This is a genomic window from Vibrio gigantis (assembly GCF_024347515.1).
Lineage (GTDB): Bacteria > Pseudomonadota > Gammaproteobacteria > Enterobacterales > Vibrionaceae > Vibrio > Vibrio gigantis.
The window spans coordinates 3015560-3039569 of record NZ_AP025492.1 but is presented as its reverse complement, the minus strand read 5'-3'; the positions used below and the strand labels follow the sequence as shown (position 1 = coordinate 3039569).

19 protein-coding genes and 6 tRNA genes are annotated in these 24010 nt (G+C 42.6%); 19 read left to right on the top strand and 6 right to left on the bottom strand.

Features of this window, described 5'->3' with window-relative positions:
• Positions 1 to 32: 32 nt before the first annotated feature.
• Complete coding sequence (locus OCV56_RS13445; protein ID WP_190960480.1) at positions 33 to 470, bottom strand: DUF2787 domain-containing protein; 438 nt, start codon at positions 468 to 470, stop codon at positions 33 to 35.
• Positions 467 to 940: a RadC family protein gene (radC, locus tag OCV56_RS13440; RefSeq protein WP_150330765.1), complete on the bottom strand. Its 474-nt coding sequence runs from the start codon at positions 938 to 940 to the stop codon at positions 467 to 469. The genes OCV56_RS13445 and radC overlap by 4 nt, the downstream gene beginning before the upstream one ends.
• Before the next feature lie 478 nt (positions 941 to 1418).
• Between radC and OCV56_RS13435 the strand changes: the two genes are divergently transcribed.
• Together OCV56_RS13435 and OCV56_RS13430 are read left to right on the top strand one after the other, a co-directional pair.
• Positions 1419 to 2078, top strand: a complete 660-nt coding sequence (locus OCV56_RS13435; protein WP_132743393.1) for a hypothetical protein — start codon at positions 1419 to 1421, stop codon at positions 2076 to 2078.
• A 3-nt stretch (positions 2079 to 2081) separates the two neighbouring features.
• On the top strand, positions 2082 to 3149 hold the full coding sequence (locus OCV56_RS13430) for a hypothetical protein (RefSeq protein ID WP_132743395.1): 1068 nt from the start codon (positions 2082 to 2084) through the stop codon (positions 3147 to 3149).
• A gap of 260 nt (positions 3150 to 3409) precedes the next feature.
• On the opposite strand, the gene OCV56_RS13425 is transcribed toward OCV56_RS13430, so the two are convergent.
• From OCV56_RS13425 to OCV56_RS13410, 4 genes are all read right to left on the bottom strand, one after another.
• The gene (locus OCV56_RS13425; protein WP_150330764.1) at positions 3410 to 4345 is read right to left on the bottom strand and encodes an LPD25 domain-containing protein; all 936 of its coding nucleotides are present in this window, start codon (positions 4343 to 4345) and stop codon (positions 3410 to 3412) included.
• 122 nt (positions 4346 to 4467) lie between these two features.
• Positions 4468 to 4950: a hypothetical protein gene (locus OCV56_RS13420; protein WP_228761229.1), complete on the bottom strand. Its 483-nt coding sequence runs from the start codon at positions 4948 to 4950 to the stop codon at positions 4468 to 4470.
• Positions 4916 to 5164 carry a hypothetical protein gene (locus OCV56_RS13415; protein WP_228761228.1) on the bottom strand — a complete coding sequence of 83 codons (249 nt, stop codon included), beginning with the start codon at positions 5162 to 5164 and terminating at the stop codon, positions 4916 to 4918. The genes OCV56_RS13420 and OCV56_RS13415 overlap by 35 nt, the downstream gene beginning before the upstream one ends.
• 137 nt (positions 5165 to 5301) lie before the next feature.
• A complete protein-coding gene (locus tag OCV56_RS13410; protein ID WP_228761227.1) occupies positions 5302 to 5643 on the bottom strand; it encodes a DUF2787 family protein in 342 nt (113 codons plus the stop codon).
• A 505-nt stretch (positions 5644 to 6148) separates the two neighbouring features.
• Here OCV56_RS13410 and OCV56_RS13405 point away from each other — a divergent pair.
• The 17 genes from OCV56_RS13405 (at position 6149) to OCV56_RS13325 (ending at position 23968) form a co-directional block, all read left to right on the top strand.
• Entirely contained in the window at positions 6149 to 8740 is a 2592-nt protein-coding gene (locus tag OCV56_RS13405) for a type I restriction-modification system subunit M (RefSeq protein WP_150330763.1), read from the top strand.
• A 1-nt stretch (position 8741) separates the two neighbouring features.
• Positions 8742 to 9974, top strand: a complete 1233-nt coding sequence (locus tag OCV56_RS13400) for a restriction endonuclease subunit S (RefSeq protein ID WP_150330762.1) — start codon at positions 8742 to 8744, stop codon at positions 9972 to 9974.
• Between the two features lie 14 nt (positions 9975 to 9988).
• On the top strand, positions 9989 to 13840 hold the full coding sequence (locus OCV56_RS13395) for a type I restriction endonuclease subunit R, EcoR124 family (protein ID WP_046209158.1): 3852 nt from the start codon (positions 9989 to 9991) through the stop codon (positions 13838 to 13840).
• A gap of 70 nt (positions 13841 to 13910) precedes the next feature.
• Positions 13911 to 14519: a type II toxin-antitoxin system toxin DNA ADP-ribosyl transferase DarT gene (gene darT / locus OCV56_RS13390; protein WP_150330761.1), complete on the top strand. Its 609-nt coding sequence runs from the start codon at positions 13911 to 13913 to the stop codon at positions 14517 to 14519.
• 8 nt (positions 14520 to 14527) lie between these two features.
• Positions 14528 to 15595: a type II toxin-antitoxin system antitoxin DNA ADP-ribosyl glycohydrolase DarG gene (darG, locus tag OCV56_RS13385; RefSeq protein ID WP_046209159.1), complete on the top strand. Its 1068-nt coding sequence runs from the start codon at positions 14528 to 14530 to the stop codon at positions 15593 to 15595.
• 126 nt (positions 15596 to 15721) lie between these two features.
• On the top strand, positions 15722 to 16000 hold the full coding sequence (locus OCV56_RS26120; RefSeq protein WP_315973284.1) for a helix-turn-helix transcriptional regulator: 279 nt from the start codon (positions 15722 to 15724) through the stop codon (positions 15998 to 16000).
• Positions 16001 to 16410: 410 nt separating this feature from the next.
• On the top strand, positions 16411 to 16905 hold the full coding sequence (gene pncC, locus OCV56_RS13375) for a nicotinamide-nucleotide amidase (RefSeq protein ID WP_086712030.1): 495 nt from the start codon (positions 16411 to 16413) through the stop codon (positions 16903 to 16905).
• Positions 16906 to 17044: 139 nt separating this feature from the next.
• Entirely contained in the window at positions 17045 to 18085 is a 1041-nt protein-coding gene (gene recA, locus OCV56_RS13370; RefSeq protein WP_017056586.1) for a recombinase RecA, read from the top strand.
• Between the two features lie 332 nt (positions 18086 to 18417).
• Positions 18418 to 21000 (top strand): alanine--tRNA ligase, encoded by a 2583-nt coding sequence (gene alaS / locus OCV56_RS13365; RefSeq protein WP_086711983.1) that lies wholly within the window; start codon positions 18418 to 18420, stop codon positions 20998 to 21000.
• Between the two features lie 220 nt (positions 21001 to 21220).
• Positions 21221 to 22402: an aspartate kinase gene (locus OCV56_RS13360; RefSeq protein WP_086711982.1), complete on the top strand. Its 1182-nt coding sequence runs from the start codon at positions 21221 to 21223 to the stop codon at positions 22400 to 22402.
• Between the two features lie 92 nt (positions 22403 to 22494).
• A complete protein-coding gene (gene csrA, locus OCV56_RS13355; protein ID WP_004415691.1) occupies positions 22495 to 22692 on the top strand; it encodes a carbon storage regulator CsrA in 198 nt (65 codons plus the stop codon).
• Between the two features lie 474 nt (positions 22693 to 23166).
• Positions 23167 to 23259, top strand: a tRNA-Ser gene (locus tag OCV56_RS13350).
• A gap of 43 nt (positions 23260 to 23302) precedes the next feature.
• Positions 23303 to 23379, top strand: a tRNA-Arg gene (locus OCV56_RS13345).
• Between the two features lie 44 nt (positions 23380 to 23423).
• Positions 23424 to 23516, top strand: a tRNA-Ser gene (locus OCV56_RS13340).
• Positions 23517 to 23605: 89 nt separating this feature from the next.
• Positions 23606 to 23682, top strand: a tRNA-Arg gene (locus OCV56_RS13335).
• A gap of 53 nt (positions 23683 to 23735) precedes the next feature.
• A tRNA-Arg gene (locus OCV56_RS13330) sits at positions 23736 to 23812 on the top strand.
• Between the two features lie 79 nt (positions 23813 to 23891).
• Positions 23892 to 23968: transfer RNA gene (locus OCV56_RS13325), tRNA-Arg, on the top strand.
• Positions 23969 to 24010: the final 42 nt, after the last annotated feature.

The following is a 24010-nucleotide window of genomic DNA, read 5'->3' as shown; positions in this document are numbered from 1 at the left end:
GTTTAGGGATAAATCAGAAAGTAGGTAGGGGATTAGTTAAACGAGCTGACTAGCGAGAGTTGCACGCTATCAAAGACGTTTCGGCTTAGGTGGCGAGTTAATGCGTTCATCCAAGCAGAGAGCACCTCTTGCACTTCTGGGTGAGATAAATCCGTTGTTCCTGTATCGGGTTGATAGAACCAACGATTAGCAAGATGAAAGTACAGCTCTGGCTCTACTGAAGTACTGTTGTCATTAGGGTAAGAAAAGCTCGCAAAGAACACGATAAGCCAAGGACCTGAGCGTGACTCTCGTTTGAGCTGTATCTCTATAGGGTGCAGTCCTTGACGATGGCGGTAGTAACTCATTTGACGGCAGTTTAATACCAGTCTTTCAGCCTGTTCAGGCAGTGTGTGACCAATAAGAAGATTTTCTAGTGACGAGAGCAGTGCATCATTGATACTGATATCACCATAGTGTTGTTCAATCATAACCAGCCTCGCTCAGCAAATGAGGTGCAGATTTCGCCCGTTACGATATGGTCCAATACGCGCACATCCACCAGCGCTAAGGCATCCTTGAGTCTTTCGGTTATACTTCTATCCGCTTGTGAGGGGGTAGAGTCGCCTGAAGGGTGGTTGTGAGCCATAATCACCGCAGCGGCATTCACTTCCAACACCGCTTTTACTACTTCTCTTGGGTAGACACTGGCGGCATCGACGGTGCCATGAAAGAGCTCTTTAAACTCAATCAGTCGGTTTTGGTTATCCAGTAGCAGTAAAGCAAACACTTCACGTTCATAGCTGCCGAGTTTGCAGCGTACATACTCTTTAGTGGAGTTAGGACTAATTAAGGCATCACCACGCACATAGCGTGTGGCGAGTATCTCAGCGGCATGCTCTAGGATTTCATTCTCCTGATAGCGCTGTTGTTTTTGGTAATCAGAATTAGGGGTAGTCATTACGGGCTCCTGTCGGATTCAATGATGGGGTTTCACATTGATGACATATGCCTGAATATTTTTGGGGTTAGGGTGCGAAGCAATGGAAGATCATAAGGAAATATGTGTTATTGAAGGGGGCGCATGGTTTGTTAGCTTTAGGGGCAGGCTAGAGTGGAAGGCTGATGGTGTGAGAATGGAGATGTGGTATGACAGGACAAATCGCTTGATGAACACAAAGTTATTGAGTCGTTGCTCTAAATAATTTGTGGCCCATTGTTGGATGGACCTTTTACTCATTCATATCTATTCATGAGGTTTTGCCCTACTAAAAGTCATCCATTCTTCTAATGCTGTTCGTTGTGAATCCTCATGTTGTATCACGGGATAAATTCGACTAACCCAAGAGTTGTCGCATTACAATGACGGTCTATAAGATCAATTGCTTAGGCTTATGAAACCACATACAATGTTGGGACATTAGAACTTAGGGAAGAACATGAACTATCATCACATTCCTCGTTTTATAACTTTCTTGTCGTCTCTTAGTATTAGTTCAATTTTATGGGTTTGTTTACTTGGCCTTGAGTTTAAAGAAGCCATTGATAATCAGTTTAATGCTTTTAAATTGATTGAACCTGCGCAAGATGAAAGTCTAATCCCCTATCAAGTTAATAATGAAATGTGGGATATATTGACAACACAATCGTTCTTTTTGTATTGCGTCTTTGCGCTCATTTTATCGTTCTTGGCTACGAAGTTATTAACATCGATTATCAAGAGACAAACCACAAAAGATCTAGATGTGGGTGAATCACACCAAGTTAAAGTTATTCAATTTTTTCACTATGAAAATGAATTGCTTTTAAAGTCTAGTGCACTGATAACCATAATCACTGTACTGTACACATCATCGAGCGAGCTTGCTTTAATCGCTACATTGTTACTTTCAATGTACTCGCCAATTTGGCCATATAACTCGTTAATTCGCCAAAGCGGCATAGCTTTAGTAAAAGCTAGAATAATACTGGAAAGCGGCATTGAGGAAGATTTTGTTGTCGTCACAACTAAGAAAATAATACAAGAATTTACATATGACCCAAGTAATCCTCAGCCAATGGATATCTTGCTTTACAATAAAATTTCAATCGTCAGGTGATCTATGACTAAACCGAGTGCTTCCAAAACCACAAGCGTATTAATGCGAACTGAAGCCAATCAACTATTCACTGAGCTTAAATCCAACACAATAGCTTCAAACTCAGTGAATCATTTTGTGCTTCACCACACAGCCCGATCTAAGGTATTTGATAACGTTACAAGCTACATTCTTAAAACAACAAAAGGGATAAACGCTGCAAACTACCTTACAGAACTAGTGATGGATAATTTCGCTTCGGTTAACACCATAGTAGATTTGATAGAAGATGACGGTGCCGTTCGAACTGAGGCTGATTGTTGGGGGTGCTTAGACCTAAACGATCCAATTAACTTAGATTTGCTTGGTCTTTTCTCCTCTCTGATAAACACTTTAAATGTCGCTAAGAGTAACCCTAATAAAACGGTTAACAAGGAAATTGCAAACATGGGTGTTGTGTCGTTTATGGTCAATGTACCAAACGACAAAGACATCAAAGTACACGCAATTCAACGAACGACCGATGTCGGTAAGATGGTAATTGATGGAAGCAAAAAAGCTTTTTACCGGAAAGGAAATGAAGCCTACATTGTGTCAGACGAGCGCTATAAAATTAACCCTGATTATGACTTCTTTCTGATCTCTAAAGGCAAGAAATTCTACTTGTTCGTCAGTCATTTTACTCACTTTGTATATACAGCTGGTTATGACGAGGTACAGAACAAACACGTTGAACTTGGTTTTGCTGATCTAGTAAGCGATAAACTTATCACTGAAGAAGTGAAAGACCAATTTGGCACCTACATTAATAGCATGGGTGTTCGTGAGAAAAATCACTTCATCAGAGCTATAAATAAAGGCCAGCATAAATCTTGGAAGACCTTAAAAGAACAACAAAAACAAGCAAATGAAGGGCTTCCAAAAAATAGACAATGGAAAATGAAGTTCAATGCTAAAGGCGAATTAATCCATGATGGAACAAAAGAAGGAGTTATGGAATTCGTGAAATTCTTGTCACACACAATTGTTAAGAGTGCTAGTGACTCCAACGTTATTTACGATGTTTCCGGTTGGACTCCATCCTCGAACTAACCTAATTATAGAGCATAGTTCTAAGACAACAGGGCTATTGCCCTATTAGTGATCTGCTAGTAATACTGGGAACTTGCCTAAGTGGCTTTTATTTTAATTAATGCTTTGCTAAATGAACCACCTCACTAAAACACTTTGTCCAAAAATCATTTGCAACCTCTTGCTGCTAGACCTAAGCATCAATCGACTCTGTCCTAGAAAACTGCGAACAAAAAAATCACACCATCCAGAGAGAGGCGAATTAATCGCCTCTCTTTTTTTTATTCGCTTATCGCGAGCTCGCCTAAAGGCACATATCGTGCTTTATTGTCCTCTCTGTAAAAGTTTCGCTTTTTGATTTTCCATCCGTAACGAATGTATTTGATGTCGGTTAGGTAATAGCCTTCTCCCATGGCAAAGCGTTCACGGTGTTCAACGCTTTTCTCTGGGTCATTAAGAAAAGCCGTTTCAGGGTGATTCAGACATGCTTTACGCAGCTCAGGGAATAGGTTTCGTGAATGTTTCGACCACGCGAGAATGATGGTCTTCAACGTTTTGGTGTGAAACTCACCCGCATACGGTTCACTGATTTCAGCGTCATAGTCCGTGAGTGTGGCAACAATCACGCCCTTTGCCCATTGTGGTACTTCTAAGGTTTCTTGAAACGCCTCCTCCGCTTGCTGGTGTTTGCGCCACGCTCTTTCCCGCTCCTGTTGTTGAGCTTCTTCTTTTGCAGCTTCTTCGGCTTTGGCTTGCTCCTCGACCTGTTTAACCTGCATATGCCCTAGGTCTACGAATGAGTGGTCCAACTCATAAGTGTTAATGAGTTCGATTAGTTGCTGGTGGTGTTTGTCATAAAGCCAAGGCTTATCGACATCTCCTTTATGCTGACGGTAATAACGAGCCATACTTAAGCAGTGCTCAGCAAAACCCTGATCATTACCACCACAGCCTAAATCTAAGCGGCATTCGTGCTGATATTCATTGTCAAAGGTCACGGTTACTTTTGTTTTGTCGTACCCGCCTAATGGATTGCGTTTAGCAACCTCCAGAGCTTTCTTTTCGAATTCATTAAAGTCATAGAGTGTTTCTTCAGTGAACTCGCGAGATTCAGACCACTGAACAAGTACCGTAAGTGGTTTAATTTTTTTTGCCTCTGATGTGAGTAAAGAATCCAGTTGTTCTTTGGGTGAGCTGTTTGGTTGTGTTGTTTGCATAGTGGGTTCCTTTCTACGGATAAAATAAAAAAGACCACCTTGATAACAAGATGGCCTCTAGAGTGGTGGGTGTACGTGTTTTTAGGGTCGTTAAGCTGGTGGGTAATGGTGCTTAAGGTGTATTAGATAGAATGCTTCTTTACAGCGTGATAGGGCGGCTCTGAGCCATTTATCCAGCACTTGCCTTGGTAACCATTGATGAGCTGCTGAAATAGCCACATCTCAAAAGCAGACTTGGGTTTTATTGCGACATCAAAGCCATCGTCATCAAATCGTTGCCGTTCTTTCCAAGTTGCCTCTAAATCACTTAGCTGCGTTTTGAACTCATCTAGTTGGGTTTGTTTCGAGGTGTCTAATGGTGCTTTAAGCCATACCTCTAGAGAGCGGCAATACGGCATCACGCCATAGTCTTTAGCGAGGTTCAGAGTGTTACGTAAGGCTCGTATCCAACCTTCTGCTTTGGTGTCTCGACCATTGAGTTTGACATCTCCTGATTCAGCGGCTGCTGACCCGTCACAACCGTATTTCACGAGTAGGTGGTTGAAGGTGTTTACACCACAAAACTGCCAGCTACGTGCTCGTTTGTTTGTTTGTTTCCGTGTCAACGAGATTGCTAGAGCCAATGAGCATGTGGAGCATGAATAGATCTTCAGCTCGTAGCGTTAGTCCGTAACGCTCATAGAGGGCTTGTTTAAGTTCGCTGGTGCTTTGGGGGGCGGTGTGGTTGAGGCGTTCTTTGAAGAAGGTATAGGCTTGCTGAACAACGTCTTCTTCTGGTACACGCAGTGCCAGTTGTTCATAGACAATGTCATAGGACATAAAGGGTTTCTCCTGTGAAAGAGTACGGTAGTAAAATCATGGTGATAGCTAGAAGCGAGGGGAGAGAGTGGTTATTAATTGTGCTCAGGTATTAGCGGCTACGCAGTTCGATTGGGTTGTAGGCTCCCTTGGTTAAGTTAGCGATGAATTTGGATTCCCATAGTGTGTATAGCTTGTCGGTGTTGGGTGCGTTGATACTCTTTAAACCGGAGTATCGAGTAAGGGTATCCATTGAAGCTAAAGTCAGTGATGCAAAGGATTGAATAGAGGCTGTTAATGTATTTAGCCAATGCAATCTCAACAGGGTGATAGCCTCCATGTTCAGCGGAGTAGTGCTTGTTGCTGAATTGGATGATGTGATGACCCTCTGCGAGATCTGCGTATTTGTTTAGAGCGTTGTTTAATGTATCCAGAAGAGCCAGAGATATAGGCAAAGCTGTCTTATTGAATGCAATCGTGGGTAAGGAATTTCTATGCATAATTGGCTTCTTTTTTGACTAATGGGGTTATGCATAGTAATGAAATATATTTGAAAAGATTTGGATTCGAATGGATTACAGGGGAGAAGGGCGTGATGTTGAATGGTGAGTCATTTCGGCTAAAACAAAAATGCACATATGAAACCGGAGTGCTGAAAGTTTGGTTTTGCGCATTGTTGATTCTTCAATTCTCCCGTATTCTCCGTGTTTCAAAATGGATATAGAACTAGCGAGAGTACAACTCGGTGGTTGCTGAAATAGTCGCGGTTAAAAAATCAGCGACATAGTTAAAGCCAGCTTAGAAAAACACGTAGAGGTTTGCCTTTGAAAATAGGTTCCCATAGGCTTTAACGTCGGTGGTTTTTGGCGTTTAAGAGTGACGTTCTCCATGCTTGGATACAAAAGCAAGAAACTCAGCTGAACTGAGTCCCTGAACACAATATTACGAACATGTGCCGACGGTTTGCACGATGTCGGTCAATAGTTGAAATGAATTGAGTAGAATATGAATAAGCAACAATTAGCGGCAAAAATCTGGGAATCAGCAAACCAGATGCGTTCAAAGATCGAAGCAAACGAATACAAAGACTACATCTTAGGTTTCATCTTTTATAAGTACCTCAGCGACCAACAGGTGCAGTTTGTCACCAAAGAGGGAATGACGCCCGATGAAATCAAAGCGCTAACTGAAGAAGACGCTGAAACAGTCAAATACATTCAAGATAACCTTGGCTATTTTATTGCTTACGAAAATCTGTTTTCAACGTGGGTTGATCCAACGTCCGATTTTGATGAGTCTAACGTACGTGATGCACTTTCTGCTTTTAGCCGTTTGATTTCCCCTACTTACAAAAAATTGTTTGAAGGCATCTTTACTACCCTAGAAACAGGGTTAAGCAAACTCGGTGAAAGTGCGGGTAAGCGAACTAAAGCTATCAGCGACTTGCTGCACTTAATTAAAAGTATTCCAATGAACTCTAAGCAAGGCTATGACGTTCTGGGTTACATCTACGAGTACCTGATTGAAAAGTTTGCGGCTAATGCAGGTAAAAAAGCCGGAGAGTTTTATACGCCTCATGAGGTCTCGGTTCTCATGTCGCACATCATTGCTCATGAGCTAAAAAATAAAGACACCATTGAGATTTACGATCCAACGTCTGGCTCTGGCTCACTCCTTATCAATATCGGTGAGGCTGTTGAAAAGTACGCTAAAAATAAAGACAGCATTACCTATTATGCCCAAGAGTTAAAAGCGAACACCTATAACCTTACCCGTATGAACCTCATCATGCGCGGTATTAAAGCCAGCAACATCAAAACCCGTAACGGTGACACCTTAGAAGACGATTGGCCATACTTTGATGAAAACGATCCGCAAGGGACATACAATGCACTGTATGTGGATGCAGTCGTCTCTAACCCGCCTTACTCACAAGCCTGGGACCCGAGTTTTAAAGACAGCGACCCACGTTACTCGCGTTTTGGCTTAGCGCCCAAAACCAAAGCAGACTTTGCCTTTTTGCTGCATGATCTTTATCACCTAAAACCCGATGGCATTATGACCATTGTCTTGCCCCACGGCGTACTCTTTAGAGGTGGTGAAGAAGGGGAAATTCGCAAGCAATTAATTGAGCAAAACCACATTGATGCCATTATCGGCTTACCGTCCAATATCTTTTTTGGTACTGGTATTCCTACCGTCATTTTGGTGCTCAAGCAGAAGCGTGAAAACAATGACGTATTAATTGTGGATGCCTCCAAGCACTTTGTTAAAGAAGGTAAAAACAATAAACTGCAAGCCAGTGACATCAAGCGCATTGTTGATGCGGTCATTAACCGCGACAGCATCGAAAAATTCTCGCAATTAGTCAGTAAGCAAACCCTGCGCGACAACGGCTACAACCTAAACATACCGCGTTATGTAGACTCGTCACCGGCCGCACAAAGCTGGGATTTACACGCGACTATGCTAGGTGGCATCCCCAATAGCGAAATTGCAGAACTACATAACTATTGGCAAGCATTCCCGCAATTGCATAATGCGCTGTTTGTGGCCAAGTCTGCCGCCTACAGTGAATTAGCCATTGCCAAACAAGACGTTAATGCAACCATTACTCAGCACCCACAAGTCATCGAATTTATCAGCGCTTATAACCAAGCTTTTGCTGGTTTTGATGACTATTTAAACACAATACTTATTCAAGGCTGGCAAGCGGTTAATCGCAACCAGCAAGAGCCTGAACTAAGCACCGAGTTATTTACCCGCTTAGCACCCATTGCCTTAATCGACAAATACCAAGCCTACCAATTTTTAAATAACCAATGGCAAGTGATAAGTAACGATTTAGAAATGATGCAAACAGAGGGTTTTACCGCTACTAAACTAGTTGATTCCAATATTGTGGTTAAAAAGGTTAAGGGCAAAGGCACCGAAGTACAAGACGGCTGGAAAGGCCACATCATGCCCTTTGATTTAGTACAACAAACCTACCTGAGCGATGACCTAGCGGCTCTGGCAAAACAAGAAAACCGCCTTGCAGAAATCGCCAGCACGCTTGAGGAAATTTTAGAGTCGCTTAGCGAAGAAGACAAAGAGCAAGACACCGTAAAAGAAAGCAAAGACGGCTTTGCCAACGCCGAAGTCGCCAAGGCGGCCAAAGCCTTCCTAAAAGAGCAAAAAGACAGCAAAGTTAAATTTGATAAAGAAAGCTACGAAGCAAAAATCATTAAGGTCAATAAACTCATTGATGAAGAAAAAGCCCTGAAAAAAGCGGTTAAAGACGCACAACGCGATCTGCACTTAAAAACTAAAGCCACTATCGAGGGTTTAACCGACGAGCAAGTGAACGAATTGCTGCATCTAAAATGGATCGCGCCACTAAGTCTTGAACTTGCCGCCATGCCAAGCGCCGTTATTTCTCAGCTCACCAGCCAAGTGCAAGCCCTTGCCGATAAATACGCGGTGACCTATTCGCAAGTAGCGAATGAGATCAAAACTACCGAACAAGCGCTGGCGCAAATGATGGGGGAATTGACTGGCAATGAATTTGATCAGCAAGGCTTGAATGAACTCACTAACTTATTGAAGGGCGCATAAGATGAGTGTGGAAAAGAATGTGCCTGAGATTCGATTTAATGGTTTTAGTGGGGAGTGGGCGAATAAAAATATTGGAGATATATTTCAAGTTACATCTGGAGCTACACCACTACGAAGCGATGCTCGTTATTTTGAAAATGCCGATATGTCATGGGTAAAAACTACCGATTTAAATAATGGTGTAATTTTAAAAACGGAAGAAAAGATTTCTCAAATAGCACTCGTAGAAACATCTGTAAAAATTTTACCTAAAGGAACTGTTTTTGTTGCGATGTATGGTGGTTTTAATCAAATAGGACGGACAGGACTATTGGAAAAAGAAGCTACTTGTAATCAAGCATTATCTGCAATTTATCCCAATGATAAAGTAGTACCGTATTATCTCTTAACATATCTAAATCTAAATGTAGATGCTTGGAAGGATTTAGCGGCTAGTAGTAGGAAAGACCCTAATATAACAAAAAGTGATGTGCTTGATTTCCCTTTTCTTTATCCTTCAATTAAAGAACAAACCGCCATCGGCAACACCTTCCAAAAGCTCGACAGCCTAATCAACCAACACCAACAAAAGCATGACAAGCTCAGCAATATTAAAAAGGCCATGCTGGAAAAGATGTTCCCCAAACAAGGCGAAACCCTCCCAGAAATCCGCTTTAAAGGGTTTAGTGGGGAGTGGGAGGAGAAAGTTTTAGAAGATATTTGCGACGTGAGGGATGGTACTCATGCATCACCGAAGTACCAACAAAACGGATTTCCCTTGGTTACATCAAAAAATGTTAAAAATGGGTACATCAATTATGACGATGTTCAATACATTTCTAAAATCGATTTCGATGAAATAAATAAGCGTTCTAAAGTTGATGTTAATGACATTTTAATAGGGATGATTGGCACTATAGGTAATATTGCTTTAATTAGACAGACTCCAGATTTCGCAATAAAGAATGTGGCTTTAATCAAAGATAAAAACGAAATGGATTTTTTATACAGCTATTATTTTTTGCAGTCGCCAATTACAACTCAGCAGTTGGATGATTTTGCTAGTGGTGGAACACAGAAATTTATTTCATTAAGTAATGTTCGCAGTTTATTAATATGCGTCCCTGAAAGGGAAGAACAAACCGCCATCGGCAATTATTTCCAAAAACTCGATACGCTAATCAATCAACACCAGCAACAAATCAATAAACTCAATAACATCAAGCAGGCCTGCTTGAGCAAAATGTTTGTTTAGCAGGGAGCACCACCATGACGACGTTTAAAACCGAAGCACAATTTGAGCAGGCCTTTATCGAGGTGCTTACCCACAAGGGCTGGGAAAGCGATATACTTAAAAACAAAACCGAAGCGGATTTACTGCAAAACTGGGCGAACATTTTATTTGAGAACAATCGCCAGCAAGACAGATTAAACGACGTGCCACTGACGGCAACGGAAATGCAGCAGATTATTGAGCAGATAAAAGAGCTGAAGACCCCGCTTAAGCTCAATGGCTTAATCAACGGTAAAACCGTGGCCATTAAACGCGATAACCCCGCTGATAGTTTGCATCTTGGCAAAGAAGTCAGCCTAAAAATCTATGACCGCCAAGAGATTGCCGCAGGCCAAAGCCGTTACCAAATTGTGCAACAGCCTAAATTTGAACGTGGTAGCCCGCTGCGTAATGACCGCCGTGGTGATGTGCTGCTATTGATTAACGGTATGCCTGTCATTCATGTGGAACTTAAACGCAGTGGTGTGCCAGTAAGCCAAGCGGTTAACCAAATCGAAAAGTATTCCAAAGAAGGTATTTTTAGTGGCCTATTTTCACTCATTCAAGTGTTTGTCGCCATGGAGCCTAATGAGGCAAAATACTTTGCTAATCCGGGCATGGATGGCAAGTTTAACCCCGATTATCAATTTAACTGGGGTGACTTTAATAACGAAACCAAGAATAACGAAGCCATAAACAACTGGAAAGACATCGCTTCAACATTATTGTCCATCCCCATGGCCCACCAATTAATCGGTTTTTATACTGTAGCCGATGATACTGATGGCGTGCTGAAAGTGATGCGCAGCTATCAGTATTTCGCCGCTAATGCGATATCGGACAAGGTGGCCAAAACCAACTGGCAGCAACTGGGTAGTGCGAATAACAAAGATCGATTAGGCGGTTATGTGTGGCATACCACAGGCTCTGGTAAAACCATGACCAGCTTTAAGTCAGCGCAGTTGATTGCTCAATCAAAAGACGCCGATAAAGTGATTTTCTTAATGGATCGCATAGAGCTTGGTACTCAGTCTCTCATTGAATATCAAGGGTTTGCCAGTGATGGAGAAGTGGTACAAGCCACAGAGAATACCCATGTACTGGTGACCAAACTAAAGAGCACTAAACCTGCTGATACTTTGATTGTTAGTTCCATTCAAAAAATGAGTAATATCTTTGAAGAAGTGGGTGATGAGGGAGTAGCAACAAACTCGGCTGATATTGAAAAAATTCGAGCTAAGCGCTTGGTGTTTATTATTGATGAGGCGCACCGCTCAACGATGAGCGCAGGAAAAGAAGATAAAGAAGGCATGTTGGTCAGGGTGAAAAAAACCTTTCCTAAAGCTCTCTTCTTTGGTTTTACAGGCACGCCCATTCATGAAGAAAACCAAGTTAATAGTAATACGACCACTGATGTGTTTGGTAATGAGTTGCACCGCTATAGCATTGCTGATGGTATTCGTGATGGAAACGTGTTGGGTTTTGACCCTTACAAAATGCCAACCTTCAAGGATGGCGAACTAAGAGAAAAGATCGCTTTACAGCAAGCTAAGGCCGACTCGGTTATTGATGCGATGGCAGAGTCTGGCAAAAAGAAAAAATTTAATCACTTTATGAATGATGTACCGATGGCGGGTTATAAAGACGCCGCAGGCAAATATCATAAAGGCATTGAAGACTATGTCCCTAAAAGCCAGTATTTGACGGATGCTCACCAAGAAAAAGTCATCGCTGACATCTTGGATAAATGGGATGTGCTGAGCCAAGGCAGTAAATTTCACGCTATTTTAGCCACTAATAGTATCGCTGAGGCGATTGATTATTATCGCCGTTTAAAAGCCGAGAAACCTGAGCTTAAAATATCGGCCCTATTTGACCCTAACATTGAGAACGATGGTAGTGGTGACCGTGGCCCTACGTTTAAAGGTGATGGTCTAGAAGAGATTATGGCTGATTATAACGCCCGCTATGGCTTAGAGTTTGATTTTGCCCGTCACTCGGCCTTTAAAAAAGATATTGCTGCTCGACTTGCCCATAAAGAACAATATAAGAATATTCACAAAGAGCCTTCAAAGCAGCTGGACTTACTGATCGTGGTCGATCAAATGCTGACTGGCTTTGATTCCAAGTGGTTGAATACTTTGTACTTAGATAAAGTGATTAAGTATCAGAATATTATTCAGGCTTTCTCACGCACTAATCGTTTGTTTGGTCCCGATAAACCTCATGGCATTGTTCGTTATTATCGCTATCCACATACCATGGAGCAGCACATTAATGATGCTGTCAAACTCTACTCCGGCGACAAACCTATTGGGCTGTTTGTTGATAGGTTGGCAAGTAACATTGAACTTATGAATGGGGTGTCAGCGGATATCTCTGAGTTGTTTGAAAGTGCTGGTATTGAAAATTTTGAAACACTGCCAGACGATGTAGAGCTCTGCGCTAAGTTTACCGAATTATTTAATACCTTTAACAAGCACCTAGAAGCTGCCAAAGTACAAGGTCTGAATTGGGAGCAGTCTACCTATACTGACTCATTAGAAGGCGAGAGCGGTGTTGAGCGCGAGGTCACTCTGGCTATCGATGAACTCACTTACATGAGTTTAGTTCAGCGTTATAAAGAGCTTGCTGGCAAAGGGGACGGCAATGGTGAAGGTTCAGGTGGTGATGTCCCTTTTGATATCAGTGGTTATCTAACTGAAATAGACACGGGTAAAATCGACGCTGACTACATGAATAGTCGCTTTGATAAATATCTAAAAGAGCTTAATCAGCACCAAGACTCTACTAGCGTTGAAACTACACTCAATGAGTTACATAAGTCATTTGCGTCACTGAGCCAAAGCGAACAAAAGTATGCCAAGCTCTTTCTGCACGATTTGCAGCGTGGAGATGCACAGTTAATTGAAGGTCATACTTTTAGAGACTACATCAACGACTATCAGAATCAAAAGGAACAGTTACGAATAGCCGCTATTGTTGAGGCTCTTGGTTTAGATAGGGATTTACTTCTCCAGTTGATGGGCGGGGATGTGAATGAGCAGAGCATTAACCGTTTTGGTCGCTTTGATACACTGAAATCAACGGTCGATAGAACTAAAGCAAAAGTCTTCTTTGAGCGTCTTGAAGGCTCGGCGATCCCTCCGTTCAAACTGAACATGCGCATTGATAAGTACCTTCAAGAGTTTATCTTTGGGCAAGCGGAAGATTTTCTGGAAGATAGTCGAATAGATACTCACGAAGAGAGTCAAAAGGTTTCACCTAAGCCACTTGTTTTTGGTGATATTAAGCTCTATCGAGCAGACCAAGTTCTAGAGCTTAAAAACGCTGTTGAGTTGGGTTCAGTTACCTTTAAAGCAGATACCTTGTATGAAGACAATCCCGCTTCGTTATTATCAACAGGCTGCTACAGTGAGCTAAAGCAACTTGGGGTGGTGTCCTCTCATATTTTAGATACGACGCTTACTGCACTTTTAGAACTCGAACAGGTGACAAAAGATCTTGACCTTCCCCTTTATCAAGAGGGTCAGAGTGGCATTGTTTGGGCTCTCAAAGAGGCAAGAGAGGGGAGCGTAGTTGATGAGTTTATTGCTATTGCTGTTCAATATGCTGGAGATGAAAGCTATAAGCCATTTATCGAAAATATTATATACGATGGTGCAAAAAGTGTTCTGTTTGCCAGCTTTGTTGTATTGCCCAAAATGGCATTCAGCAAACTAAAAGCTAAGCATGAAGAACAAAAAGAGCGCAATGCTGAAAAGTCTGCAATTGAAACTTCGCCAAACGTCATTGATTTTAAAATGAATAAGAAGTTAGCTGAAAAATGGGGAAATACAGCACACTAATGAGTAGGTTAAATGACCTCCATTTACGTTTACGAGTGTAGTTAGTATAGAAACGAATTGAGCAAAAAATATGACAGTAAAAGTTTCACATATCACGCATATTGATAATTTAGGGAGTATCTTAGAGCAAGAATGTCTCTGGTCTGATGATAAGCGTATTGAACTAGGGTTAGTGAATCAGAATATAGGTTATAGCCATATTAAACAGCGCCGTCTTGTTCGCCCTGTAAATGTGGCTGCTGGCGGAGCTATCGGCCAGTATGTGCCTTTCAACTTCTGTCCTCGTTCTGTCATGCTGTTTGTTATCTATAAGGGGCACCCTGATTTTCAAGGTGGTCAAGACCGAGTGCTACACTTAATCAGTGATACAGATACTATTCGTTTGAGTAATCAGCACTGTTTCTTCACCGACATCCATGCTGACTTGTATTATGCTGAGCAGATTGATGATTTTGATCGGATAGGTGAGCTAGATATTCAGCGGATTATTAATGAGAAGTACTGGCAAGATTTTAAAGAAGAAAAACAAGCTGAGTTTTTAGCTTTTGAATCAGTGCAATGGACCACAATTCACCAAATTGGTGTTAAGACGGAAGCTATTGCTGATGAAGTTAATGCTTTGCTTCAGGCTACACAGCACAAGCCAGAGGTTGTTATTCGACCTGAATGGTATTACTAGAGGTTACTATGATCATTTATCAGACAGGTAATATTTTGCATGATCAGGCTGACGCTATCATCAATACCGTAAATACGGTAGGCGTGATGGGGAAAGGCTTGGCTCTACAATTTAAAAAAGCATTTCCTGATAACTTTAAAGCTTATAAGAAAGCATGTGATGATAAATCTCTCGTAATCGGGCAAGTATTATCCGTACCTCTAAACTCAATCAGTGCACCATTTTATGTGATTAATTTTCCAACAAAAGCACATTGGAAAGGCCACTCTAAGCTTGATTTTATAGAGCAAGGTTTAAATAGCTTGAAAGCGGAAGTAAAGCGCTTAGAACTTAAATCGGTCGCTATCCCAGCATTAGGTAGTGGTTTGGGAGGATTACCTTGGCAACAAGTCGAGTTGCTCATTAAAGAACATTTAGCTGATATGCCTGATGTTGAATGGCGGATCTACCCACCACAAGCAGCACCTAAAGCAGAAGCTATGCTAAATAAAACTAAACGACCGGCTATGACAACGGGCCGAGCGGCTGTGCTTGGCTTGATAGAGCGCTATGTGTCAACGGGATTTGGTTATCGCTTATCTTTACTTGAAGTACAGAAGCTCGTGTACTTTCTAACAGCGGTTGGTGAGCCATTAAACAAGGTTGTCTTTCAAAAGCATCACTATGGTCCTTATGCTGATGTACTTCGTCACGTGCTCGATAAAATGGAAGGCCATTTTATTTCAGGTTATGCCGATGGTCTAAATAAGCCTGAAACACCGATTGAGCTTAAAGGCGATGCTGTAACTGAGGCTCTTAATTACCTTGACCAGCATACAGAGACTAAACAGCGCTTTGATAAGGTTGCCAAGCTAATAGAAGGGTTTGAGTCTCAAAATGGTATGGAGCTACTATCAACTGTTCATTGGGTAGCAACTCAGGAATATGGTGATAAAGTTCTAACGAGTGAAGATGTGATTAATAGTGTTCATGGTTGGAGTGCGAGAAAAGCAAATATGAAATCAGCTCATATTTTGGCTGCTTGGAATCGATTGCGTGAACAAGGGTGGTTGGACAGTAAAGCGCCAACGTTGTGATGTGAAAACCTATGCTCTCTTTTGTATTTCGATGAGCAATTTATTATGCGGGTTATGTTCTTAGTTAATGAAAAAGCCCTTTCAGCCATATAGGTTGGAAGGGTTTCATTTTTTTTGCGATAGATAATGCTGGAAGGAGTTGGCGGCGTCATCCAAAATATTTTAGATATATGTCATTACCGTGAACATCAACATTCAGGTAGGCATGACATGAATAAAATTAAGTTAATAAAATTAGAAGCTGTGATTGAAATGACGACTTTGAGTCGCTCTGCTATCTACAGGGGCATAAGAGAATGTCGGTTCCCAAAGCAAGTACGATTGAGCCGTCGCTCAGTTGCTTGGGTTGAAAGTGACATTCAGAACTGGATAAAAGCACAAGTCGCGGAAAGGCAGAGCATATAGATTTGAGAGGGGCAGGTTAAGGCCCTCTTTTTTTGTTTCGAGGATATAGGATGTCACGGAGTTTTAGGTTTGTAGAATACTTTAGTTTGTAACTTGAAACTTTGCAGGTGTGGACAAAAAGTAATCATTCGAGATAGAGAGCTAAGATTTCTTTTCTATCAATGAGTTAGCTTTTTGGGCTAGTGTAGGTAAAAGTATGGCTTTTAAATTTTAATTGATTTAAGTTGTTGTTTTTAATGTGATTACATACTAATGCATCAGGAGTATGTTTTTGATCGGCTTTCACAGTTAACTTCTTTCGTTTATTTCTATTGCGGCTTAGGATACGTGAAAGCGTTTCGTGCGAAAAGCGGCTGATGCGAAAAGATGCGAATCCAAATGATATGACAGTAAATAAAGGGAAGCTGATGATGCAGATGACTCAAGACCTTAGTGAACAGCTTGGACATTTACTCGCTAAACACAAACAAGTATTAGTGACCGCTGAATCTTGTACTGGCGGCGGTGTAGCAACGGCTGTCACTGATGTGGCGGGTAGCTCTGGATGGTTTGATCGTGCTTTTGTCACTTACAGTAACGAAGCTAAGCAAGAGATGATTGGTGTTCAGCTTGAAACCTTGGTTGAATTCGGCGCGGTGAGTGAACCTGTGGTGATAGAAATGGCCAAGGGAGCGCTACAACATTCAAATGGCACTATTTCTGTGTCGATCAGCGGTATTGCTGGCCCAGGCGGCGGCACAGAAGAGAAGCCTGTTGGTACCGTCTGTTTTGCTTGGAAGGCATTAAACGGCTGGGATAAAGTGGAAACGAATGTATTTACAGGTGATAGATCACAAGTACGCCAACAAGCCACGCACCATGCCCTGCAAGTTATTTATGATTACCTATCAATGGAAGGTAAGTAACATTTGTACAAATTATTTTCATACAGGTATAGACACTGTATGAATCAACAGTATAATAAAAGCCAATTAGTCACCCCTATGTGGGTTAGAAATAGATTCTAGATCGCTTGTTGAGACAACCGATTATGTGGAGATAGAAATGGACGAGAATAAACAAAAAGCGTTAGCCGCAGCCCTTGGTCAGATTGAAAAGCAATTTGGTAAAGGTTCTATCATGCGTCTTGGTGATAACCGCACAATGGACGTAGAAACTATTTCTACTGGTTCTCTATCTCTAGATATCGCACTAGGTGCTGGTGGCCTGCCGATGGGACGTATCGTAGAAGTTTACGGTCCAGAATCATCAGGTAAAACAACGTTAACGCTTGAGCTTATTGCTGCAGCACAAAAGGTGGGCAAGACGTGTGCTTTCGTTGATGCGGAACACGCACTAGACCCTATCTACGCTCAAAAGCTTGGTGTTGATATCGATGCGCTTCTTGTTTCTCAACCAGATACAGGTGAGCAAGCGCTAGAAATCTGTGATGCACTGGCTCGTTCTGGTGCAATCGATGTACTTGTTATTGACTCAGTAGCAGCACTAACACCAAAAGCTGAAATCGAAGGCGAAATGGGCGATAGCCACATGGGTCTTCAGGCTCGTATGCTTTCTCAAGCGATGCGTAAGCTAACTGGTAACCTTAAGCAGTCTAACTGTATGGCTATCTTCATCAACCAAATCCGTATGAAGATTGGTGTGATGTTTGGTAACCCAGAAACAACAACGGGTGGTAACGCTCTTAAGTTCTACGCATCTGTTCGTCTTGATATCCGCCGTACTGGTGCGATCAAAGATGGTGATGAGGTTGTTGGTAACGAAACGCGTATCAAGGTTGTTAAGAACAAGATTGCTGCACCGTTTAAACAAGCTGAAACTCAAATCCTATACGGCAAAGGCTTCAACCGTGAAGGTGAGCTTATCGATTTAGGCGTTAAGAACAAGCTGGTAGAAAAAGCCGGCGCTTGGTACAGCTACAAGGGCGACAAGATCGGCCAAGGTAAAGCTAACGCTGGTAAATACCTACGTGAAAACCCTGAGGTTGCTCTAGAGATTGATACTAAACTTCGTGAGTTGCTACTGACTCCTGCTGTTCTTGAAGAGAAAGACGTAGAGAAAGAAGAAGAGAACGAAGAGCTATAAGCTAACGTCTTATAGAGTGGGTGTTTAAAAGAAGCATCTACTTGGAAAGAATTTAAAGCCTCGCATATTTTTTGCGGGGCTTTTTCATTTGTTCAGTTCCGTCGTGCATGTCTTTGGTTAGCTCTCTTTCGTTGACTGAGTTTCTTAGTTGCTAGGCCGCCAATTTAGTTCTGCTTTTCCACGGCTAGATATAGTGGAATATTCTTCATTTTATCGAATTCCCACTAAAATCCTGCCCAAGGGTGTCTTTTCTACAAGAAAACTAGTCGAAGCCTTAACCATGATCTACAATACGGCAAAATTCTAACTCGACTATTTTCAGGAAGAGCTGCATGTACATGAGCACTGATGAGGTTCGCAACGCGTTCCTTAAGTTCTTTGAGAGCAAAGAACACCAAATCGTAGACAGTTCATCGTTAGTTCCACATAACGATCCAACCCTGCTATTTACTAACGCAGGTATGAACCAATTCAAAGATTGCTTCCTAGGCGCCGAAAAGCGTGCCTACACACGAGCAACTACGGCTCAGCGTTGTGTACGTGCGGGTGGCAAACACAACGACCTTGAAAACGTAGGTTTCACGGCTCGTCACCACACATTCTTCGAAATGCTAGGTAACTTCAGCTTTGGTGATTACTTCAAAGAAGAAGCGATTGCGTTTGCTTGGGAATTCTTGACTGAAACTCTTCAACTGCCAAAAGATCGTCTACTGGTAACGGTATACGAGACGGATGATGAAGCATTCGATATCTGGAACAAGAAAGTAGGTGTACCTGCTGACCGTATCGTTCGCATCGGCGACAAAGAAGGCGGTAAACAGTTCGAGTCTGATAACTTCTGGACAATGGGTGACACAGGTCCTTGTGGTCCATGTACTGAAATTTTCTACGATCACGGTGAGCACATCTGGGGCGGCCGCCCTGGTACACCTGAAGAAGATGGTGACCGTTTCATCGAGATCTGGAACAACGTATTCATGCAGTTCAACCGTCACGCTGACGGCACAATGGAACCGCTACCTAAGCCTGCTGTAGATACAGGTATGGGTATTGAGCGTATCTCTGCAATCATGCAGGGCGTTCACTCTAACTACGAAATTGATGTATTCCAAAAGCTAATCAAAGCGACAGCTGAAGTTGTGGGTCATGACGACCTATCTAACCAATCGTTACGCGTTATTGCTGACCACATCCGTTCTTGTTCATTCCTAATCGCTGACGGTGTTATGCCTTCAAACGAAGGTCGTGGCTACGTTCTACGTCGTATTATTCGTCGTGCAGTTCGTCACGGTAACAAGCTTGGTGCACAAGGCGTGTTCTTCCACAAACTTGTGGGTGTACTGGCTGAAGTGATGGGCTCTGCGGCAGATGAACTTAAGAAACAGCAAGAGCTTGTTGAAAAAGTACTTCGCATTGAAGAAGAGAACTTCGGTCGTACCCTAGAGCGCGGCATGGTTATTCTTAATGACGCACTAGACGCACTTGAAGGCAAAGAGCTTGACGGCGAAACAGTTTTCAAACTTTACGATACATACGGCTTCCCAGCTGACCTTACTAACGATGTAGCTCGCGAACGCGACTTTACTATCGATGAAGAAGGCTTTGAGAAGGCGATGGAAGCACAGCGTCAGCGTGCACGTGAAGCTGGCCAATTCGGCACTGATTACAACGCGACGATCAAAGTAGACACCAACACTGAGTTCTGTGGCTACACTGGTACTGAAGGCGCTGGTGAAATTTCTGCGCTATTCGTTGACGGCGAAGAAGTATCTTCACTATCAGCGGGCGACAAAGCAATCATCATCCTTGAAGAGACACCATTCTACGCTGAGTCAGGCGGCCAATGTGGTGATGCTGGTACACTAAAAACAGCTTCAGGTCTTTTCAAAGTGCAAGATACTCAGAAACTAGGTAACGCATTTGCGCACCACGGTGAGCTAGTTGAAGGTGTATTTGCTAAAGGCGATAAAGTAGAAGCAACGGTTGACGCTGAGCGTCGTGCTGCTATCTCACTAAACCACTCTGCAACTCACTTACTTCATTCTGCACTGCGTGAAGTCCTAGGTGAGCATGTTGCTCAGAAAGGTTCTTTAGTTAAGCCAGACAACCTACGCTTTGATTTCTCTAACCTTGAAGCGGTAACACCGGCACAGATTAAAGAAGTAGAGCGCTTGGTGAATGCACAAGTTCGTAAGAACCACGTGATTGAAACCAACATCATGGACATCGAGTCAGCGAAAGAAAAAGGTGCAATGGCACTGTTTGGCGAGAAGTACGATGATGAAGTTCGCGTTCTGTCTATGGGCGATTTCTCTACTGAGCTTTGTGGTGGTATCCACGCAAGCAACACGGGTGATATCGGCCTGTTCAAGATCATTTCTGAAGGTGGTATCGCTGCCGGTATTCGTCGTATTGAAGCGGTAACGGGTGAAGCTGCTCTAGATGCAGTAGAAGCTCAGGCTAATGCTTACGAAGAGAAACTGGCTGAATCAGCTAAGAAAGCGAAATCTCTAGAGAAAGAAATCCAACTGCTTAAAGAAAAGATGGCTGCTGCAGAAAGCGCAAACATCATGGGTAAAGTCGAAGAGATCTCTGGTACTAAAGTTTTGGTTGCTGCAATTGAAGGCGCAGACAACAAGAACTTACGTACTATGGTTGATAACGCTAAAAACCAAGTAGGTAGCGGCATCATCCTGATCGCGAACGTAGCAGACGGTAAAGTTGGCTTGATTGCTGGCGTAACCAAAGATCTTATCGGCAAAGTTAAAGCGGGTGACCTAGTTAAGATGGTTGCTGAGCAAGTTGGCGGTAAAGGCGGCGGTCGTCCAGATATGGCTCAAGCAGGCGGTACTGACGTTGAAGCACTACCAGAAGCGCTTAAATCTGTTCGTACTTGGCTAGAAGAGCGTCTTTAAGCTTAAGTAATTGATATAAAGATGCCCAATCAGTTGATTGGGCATCTTTTATTTTGCCTATTGGAAGCGTGCTTAAACAAGGTTTGATTGAGATTAACCAAGAAGTCTAATGGTGACGTTAGACTTCTTGGTTAATTTTTTATTGCTTCGCCCTGACGCGGAGTATGTGTTTTTTTGTCATATATAGACATTGGTCTTGGGAAGGTGAGGACGGGTGAAAATGCCTCTTATCGTGCAGAAATTTGGTGGAACGTCGGTGGGTTCAATTGAACGAATTCACCATGTAGCAGAAAAAATCATTGAAGCGAAAAATGAAGGGAACCAGATCGTGGTTGTCGTTTCTGCTATGTCAGGTGAAACAAATCGGTTAGTTAACTTAGCCACACAAATTGATAGCGTACCAAACGCTAGAGAACTGGATGTGTTGTTAACGGCTGGCGAGCAAGTATCCATGGCTTTGTTAGCAATGACGTTACACAAGTTAGGTTATGAAGCGACATCGATGACTGGCTATCAAGCCAAGATACACACTGATTCTAATCATAATAATGCAGCGATTGAGCGTATTGATACTGCTCCTATTCAAGCTCTGTTAGATGACAACCAGATTGTCATTGTTGCAGGCTTCCAAGGATTCAATGCGAAAGGCGATATCACAACATTAGGCCGCGGTGGTTCTGATACTACAGCGGTAGCTCTTGCTGGCGCATTGGGGGCGAAAGAGTGCCAGATTTATACTGATGTAGATGGTGTTTACTCTTGTGATCCTAGAGTCGTAAAGCAATCTAAAAAATTGGATACTTTAGACTTCCCTTCTATGGAAGAGATGGCTCGCCGAGGCGCTAAGGTTTTGCACCTTCCGTGTGTTCAGTATGCGTGGCAGCACAACGTGCCATTGCGGGTGCTTTCAAGCTTTGAACAAGGCGAGGGTACATTGATCGCAGGTAATCAGTGTTTGAATGATATTGCTGGTATCGCTATCCAAAGAGATATGGTGCGTATTGAGTGTTTGAATGAAGACTTACCGTCTTTCATTTCACAATGCCAGTTGTTGGGGATCGAAGTCTGTAGTGTGATCGAGGAAACAGAACGGGCAGCACTCATTATTAAACAAGACATAAGTGCCAAATTAAAACTAGTTTTTGACGAGAAAATCCGTAATAGTGAACAGGTTAGTTTGTTAACTGTGGTAGGAAGCCGAACACAAGAAATTGTGGTCAGTTCACATGGATTGTTGTCTGAAGGCGAAATTGATGTACAGCATCACTTATTGCAGCAGCAGTCTTTAACTTTGGTGATATCACCAACGCAAGTCGATATGGCTGCTAACATATTACACAATGCATACATCGTAGCGCGTGAAACACAGGGTTATCCTAAAAAAGAAGTGCATTTTGGTTAAATAAACTCAATCGATAGTTTACGAAAATATAACTTTTGTTGGATAATGCTCTCGTAGCTAGATAAATTTAGAGATTACTCAAGGAGCAAAGAATGCTAATTTTGACTCGCCGCGTTGGCGAAACACTGATGATTGGTGATGAAGTAACAGTTACTGTACTAGGCGTTAAAGGTAACCAAGTACGTATCGGTGTTAACGCACCTAAAGAAGTATCTGTTCACCGTGAAGAGATCTACATGCGCATTCAAGCTGAAAAAGGTAATGGTAACGTTGCATCTGGCAACTACTAATACTTTTGCGTAGAGAAGAGGCTAGCATTGTTGCTAGCCTTTTTTGATCATGGAGAGTAGAACCCCTCATTTGGATATAGATAGGGTGGATGACGGATTAGCCTCAACGTGGTGAAATGATTGCTTTGTGATGCTGTGAGATACAGACAAGGTTGAACAGGACGGTTGCTCTGTATTTTGTTTGGCAAAACTCAAGATTTATTAGCTTCCCCTATGGCGCAAATTCGCATCCCGTAGTATTGTGCCATCAGCGGTAGCACTTGCTGCTGGAAAAATTAGATAATTGTTTTCGGCTGTTTATTATTGCCAATCTTTCACCTTAATTTTTAAGGGAAAAAGCGCGATTTGAATGTTATAAGTTCAATTTGCAAGCGCTTTGATTAAATAGCAAACGGTTGAGTGTTTTTGTCCAATTTTTTTCAATAAAGTGTTTGACATATTTTCGGTAAAACGTAATATGTGCCTCCGCAAGACGGTGAGGTGGCCGAGAGGCCGAAGGCGCTCCCCTGCTAAGGGAGTATGTGGTTTGTAGCTGCATCGAGGGTTCGAATCCCTCCCTCACCGCCATTTCTTGCGAGTCTAAAGTTAGCAACTTAGACAATGTAAATGTGCGTCCTTAGCTCAGCTGGATAGAGTACCTGGCTACGAACCAGGCGGTCGGAGGTTCGAATCCTCCAGGACGCGCCATTCTCTCTTCTCTTACTTGTAAGTGATGTGAGAATAATGAATTAGGTGAGGTGGCCGAGTGGCCGAAGGCGCTCCCCTGCTAAGGGAGTATGTGGTTTGTAGCTGCATCGAGGGTTCGAATCCCTCCCTCACCGCCATTCATTACAGGCCGATGGCCTTTTTTTTTCTTCGTAGCAAGAAGAATGTGATATATTTCACAACTTCATTCTTAGTGAATGAACACCGTGCGTCCTTAGCTCAGCTGGATAGAGTACCTGGCTACGAACCAGGCGGTCGGAGGTTCGAATCCTCCAGGACGCGCCACTATTTAAGGGTCTATTGATCCTCGTATTGACTAAGTTGATACTAAAACCCGTGCGCTCTTAGCTCAGCTGGATAGAGTACCTGGCTACGAACCAGGCGGTCGGAGGTTCGAATCCTCCAGAGCGCGCCACTATTTAGGGTTTAGTTCTGATAAGAATGTGAATCCTGATATTGATAAATCGTTCGTCGAGAATTAATATCAAAACCGTGCGTCCTTAGCTCAGCTGGATAGAGTACCTGGCTACGAACCAGGCGGTCGGAGGTTCGAATCCTCCAGGACGCGCCACTATTTAAGGGTTTATTTCTTATAAGAATGAAAATCCTTGTA

What these genes read in the sequence shown, in the direction of transcription:
- OCV56_RS13430 (WP_132743395.1), top strand. Translation starts at nt 2,082, where the DNA reads ATGACTAAACCGAGTGCTTCCAAAACCACAAGCGTATTAATGCGAACT.
- OCV56_RS13435 (WP_132743393.1), top strand. Translation starts at nt 1,419, where the DNA reads ATGAACTATCATCACATTCCTCGTTTTATAACTTTCTTGTCGTCTCTT.
- darG (WP_046209159.1), top strand. Translation starts at nt 14,528, where the DNA reads ATGATCATTTATCAGACAGGTAATATTTTGCATGATCAGGCTGACGCT.
- OCV56_RS13445 (WP_190960480.1), bottom strand. Translation starts at nt 470, where the DNA reads ATGATTGAACAACACTATGGTGATATCAGTATCAATGATGCACTGCTC.
- OCV56_RS13405 (WP_150330763.1), top strand. Translation starts at nt 6,149, where the DNA reads ATGAATAAGCAACAATTAGCGGCAAAAATCTGGGAATCAGCAAACCAG.
- pncC (WP_086712030.1), top strand. Translation starts at nt 16,411, where the DNA reads ATGCAGATGACTCAAGACCTTAGTGAACAGCTTGGACATTTACTCGCT.
- radC (WP_150330765.1), bottom strand. Translation starts at nt 940, where the DNA reads ATGACTACCCCTAATTCTGATTACCAAAAACAACAGCGCTATCAGGAG.
- alaS (WP_086711983.1), top strand. Translation starts at nt 18,418, where the DNA reads ATGTACATGAGCACTGATGAGGTTCGCAACGCGTTCCTTAAGTTCTTT.
- recA (WP_017056586.1), top strand. Translation starts at nt 17,045, where the DNA reads ATGGACGAGAATAAACAAAAAGCGTTAGCCGCAGCCCTTGGTCAGATT.
- OCV56_RS13400 (WP_150330762.1), top strand. Translation starts at nt 8,742, where the DNA reads ATGAGTGTGGAAAAGAATGTGCCTGAGATTCGATTTAATGGTTTTAGT.
- OCV56_RS13395 (WP_046209158.1), top strand. Translation starts at nt 9,989, where the DNA reads ATGACGACGTTTAAAACCGAAGCACAATTTGAGCAGGCCTTTATCGAG.
- OCV56_RS13415 (WP_228761228.1), bottom strand. Translation starts at nt 5,164, where the DNA reads ATGTCCTATGACATTGTCTATGAACAACTGGCACTGCGTGTACCAGAA.
- csrA (WP_004415691.1), top strand. Translation starts at nt 22,495, where the DNA reads ATGCTAATTTTGACTCGCCGCGTTGGCGAAACACTGATGATTGGTGAT.
- OCV56_RS13410 (WP_228761227.1), bottom strand. Translation starts at nt 5,643, where the DNA reads ATGCATAGAAATTCCTTACCCACGATTGCATTCAATAAGACAGCTTTG.
- OCV56_RS13425 (WP_150330764.1), bottom strand. Translation starts at nt 4,345, where the DNA reads ATGCAAACAACACAACCAAACAGCTCACCCAAAGAACAACTGGATTCT.
- OCV56_RS13360 (WP_086711982.1), top strand. Translation starts at nt 21,221, where the DNA reads ATGCCTCTTATCGTGCAGAAATTTGGTGGAACGTCGGTGGGTTCAATT.
- darT (WP_150330761.1), top strand. Translation starts at nt 13,911, where the DNA reads ATGACAGTAAAAGTTTCACATATCACGCATATTGATAATTTAGGGAGT.
- OCV56_RS26120 (WP_315973284.1), top strand. Translation starts at nt 15,722, where the DNA reads ATGCTGGAAGGAGTTGGCGGCGTCATCCAAAATATTTTAGATATATGT.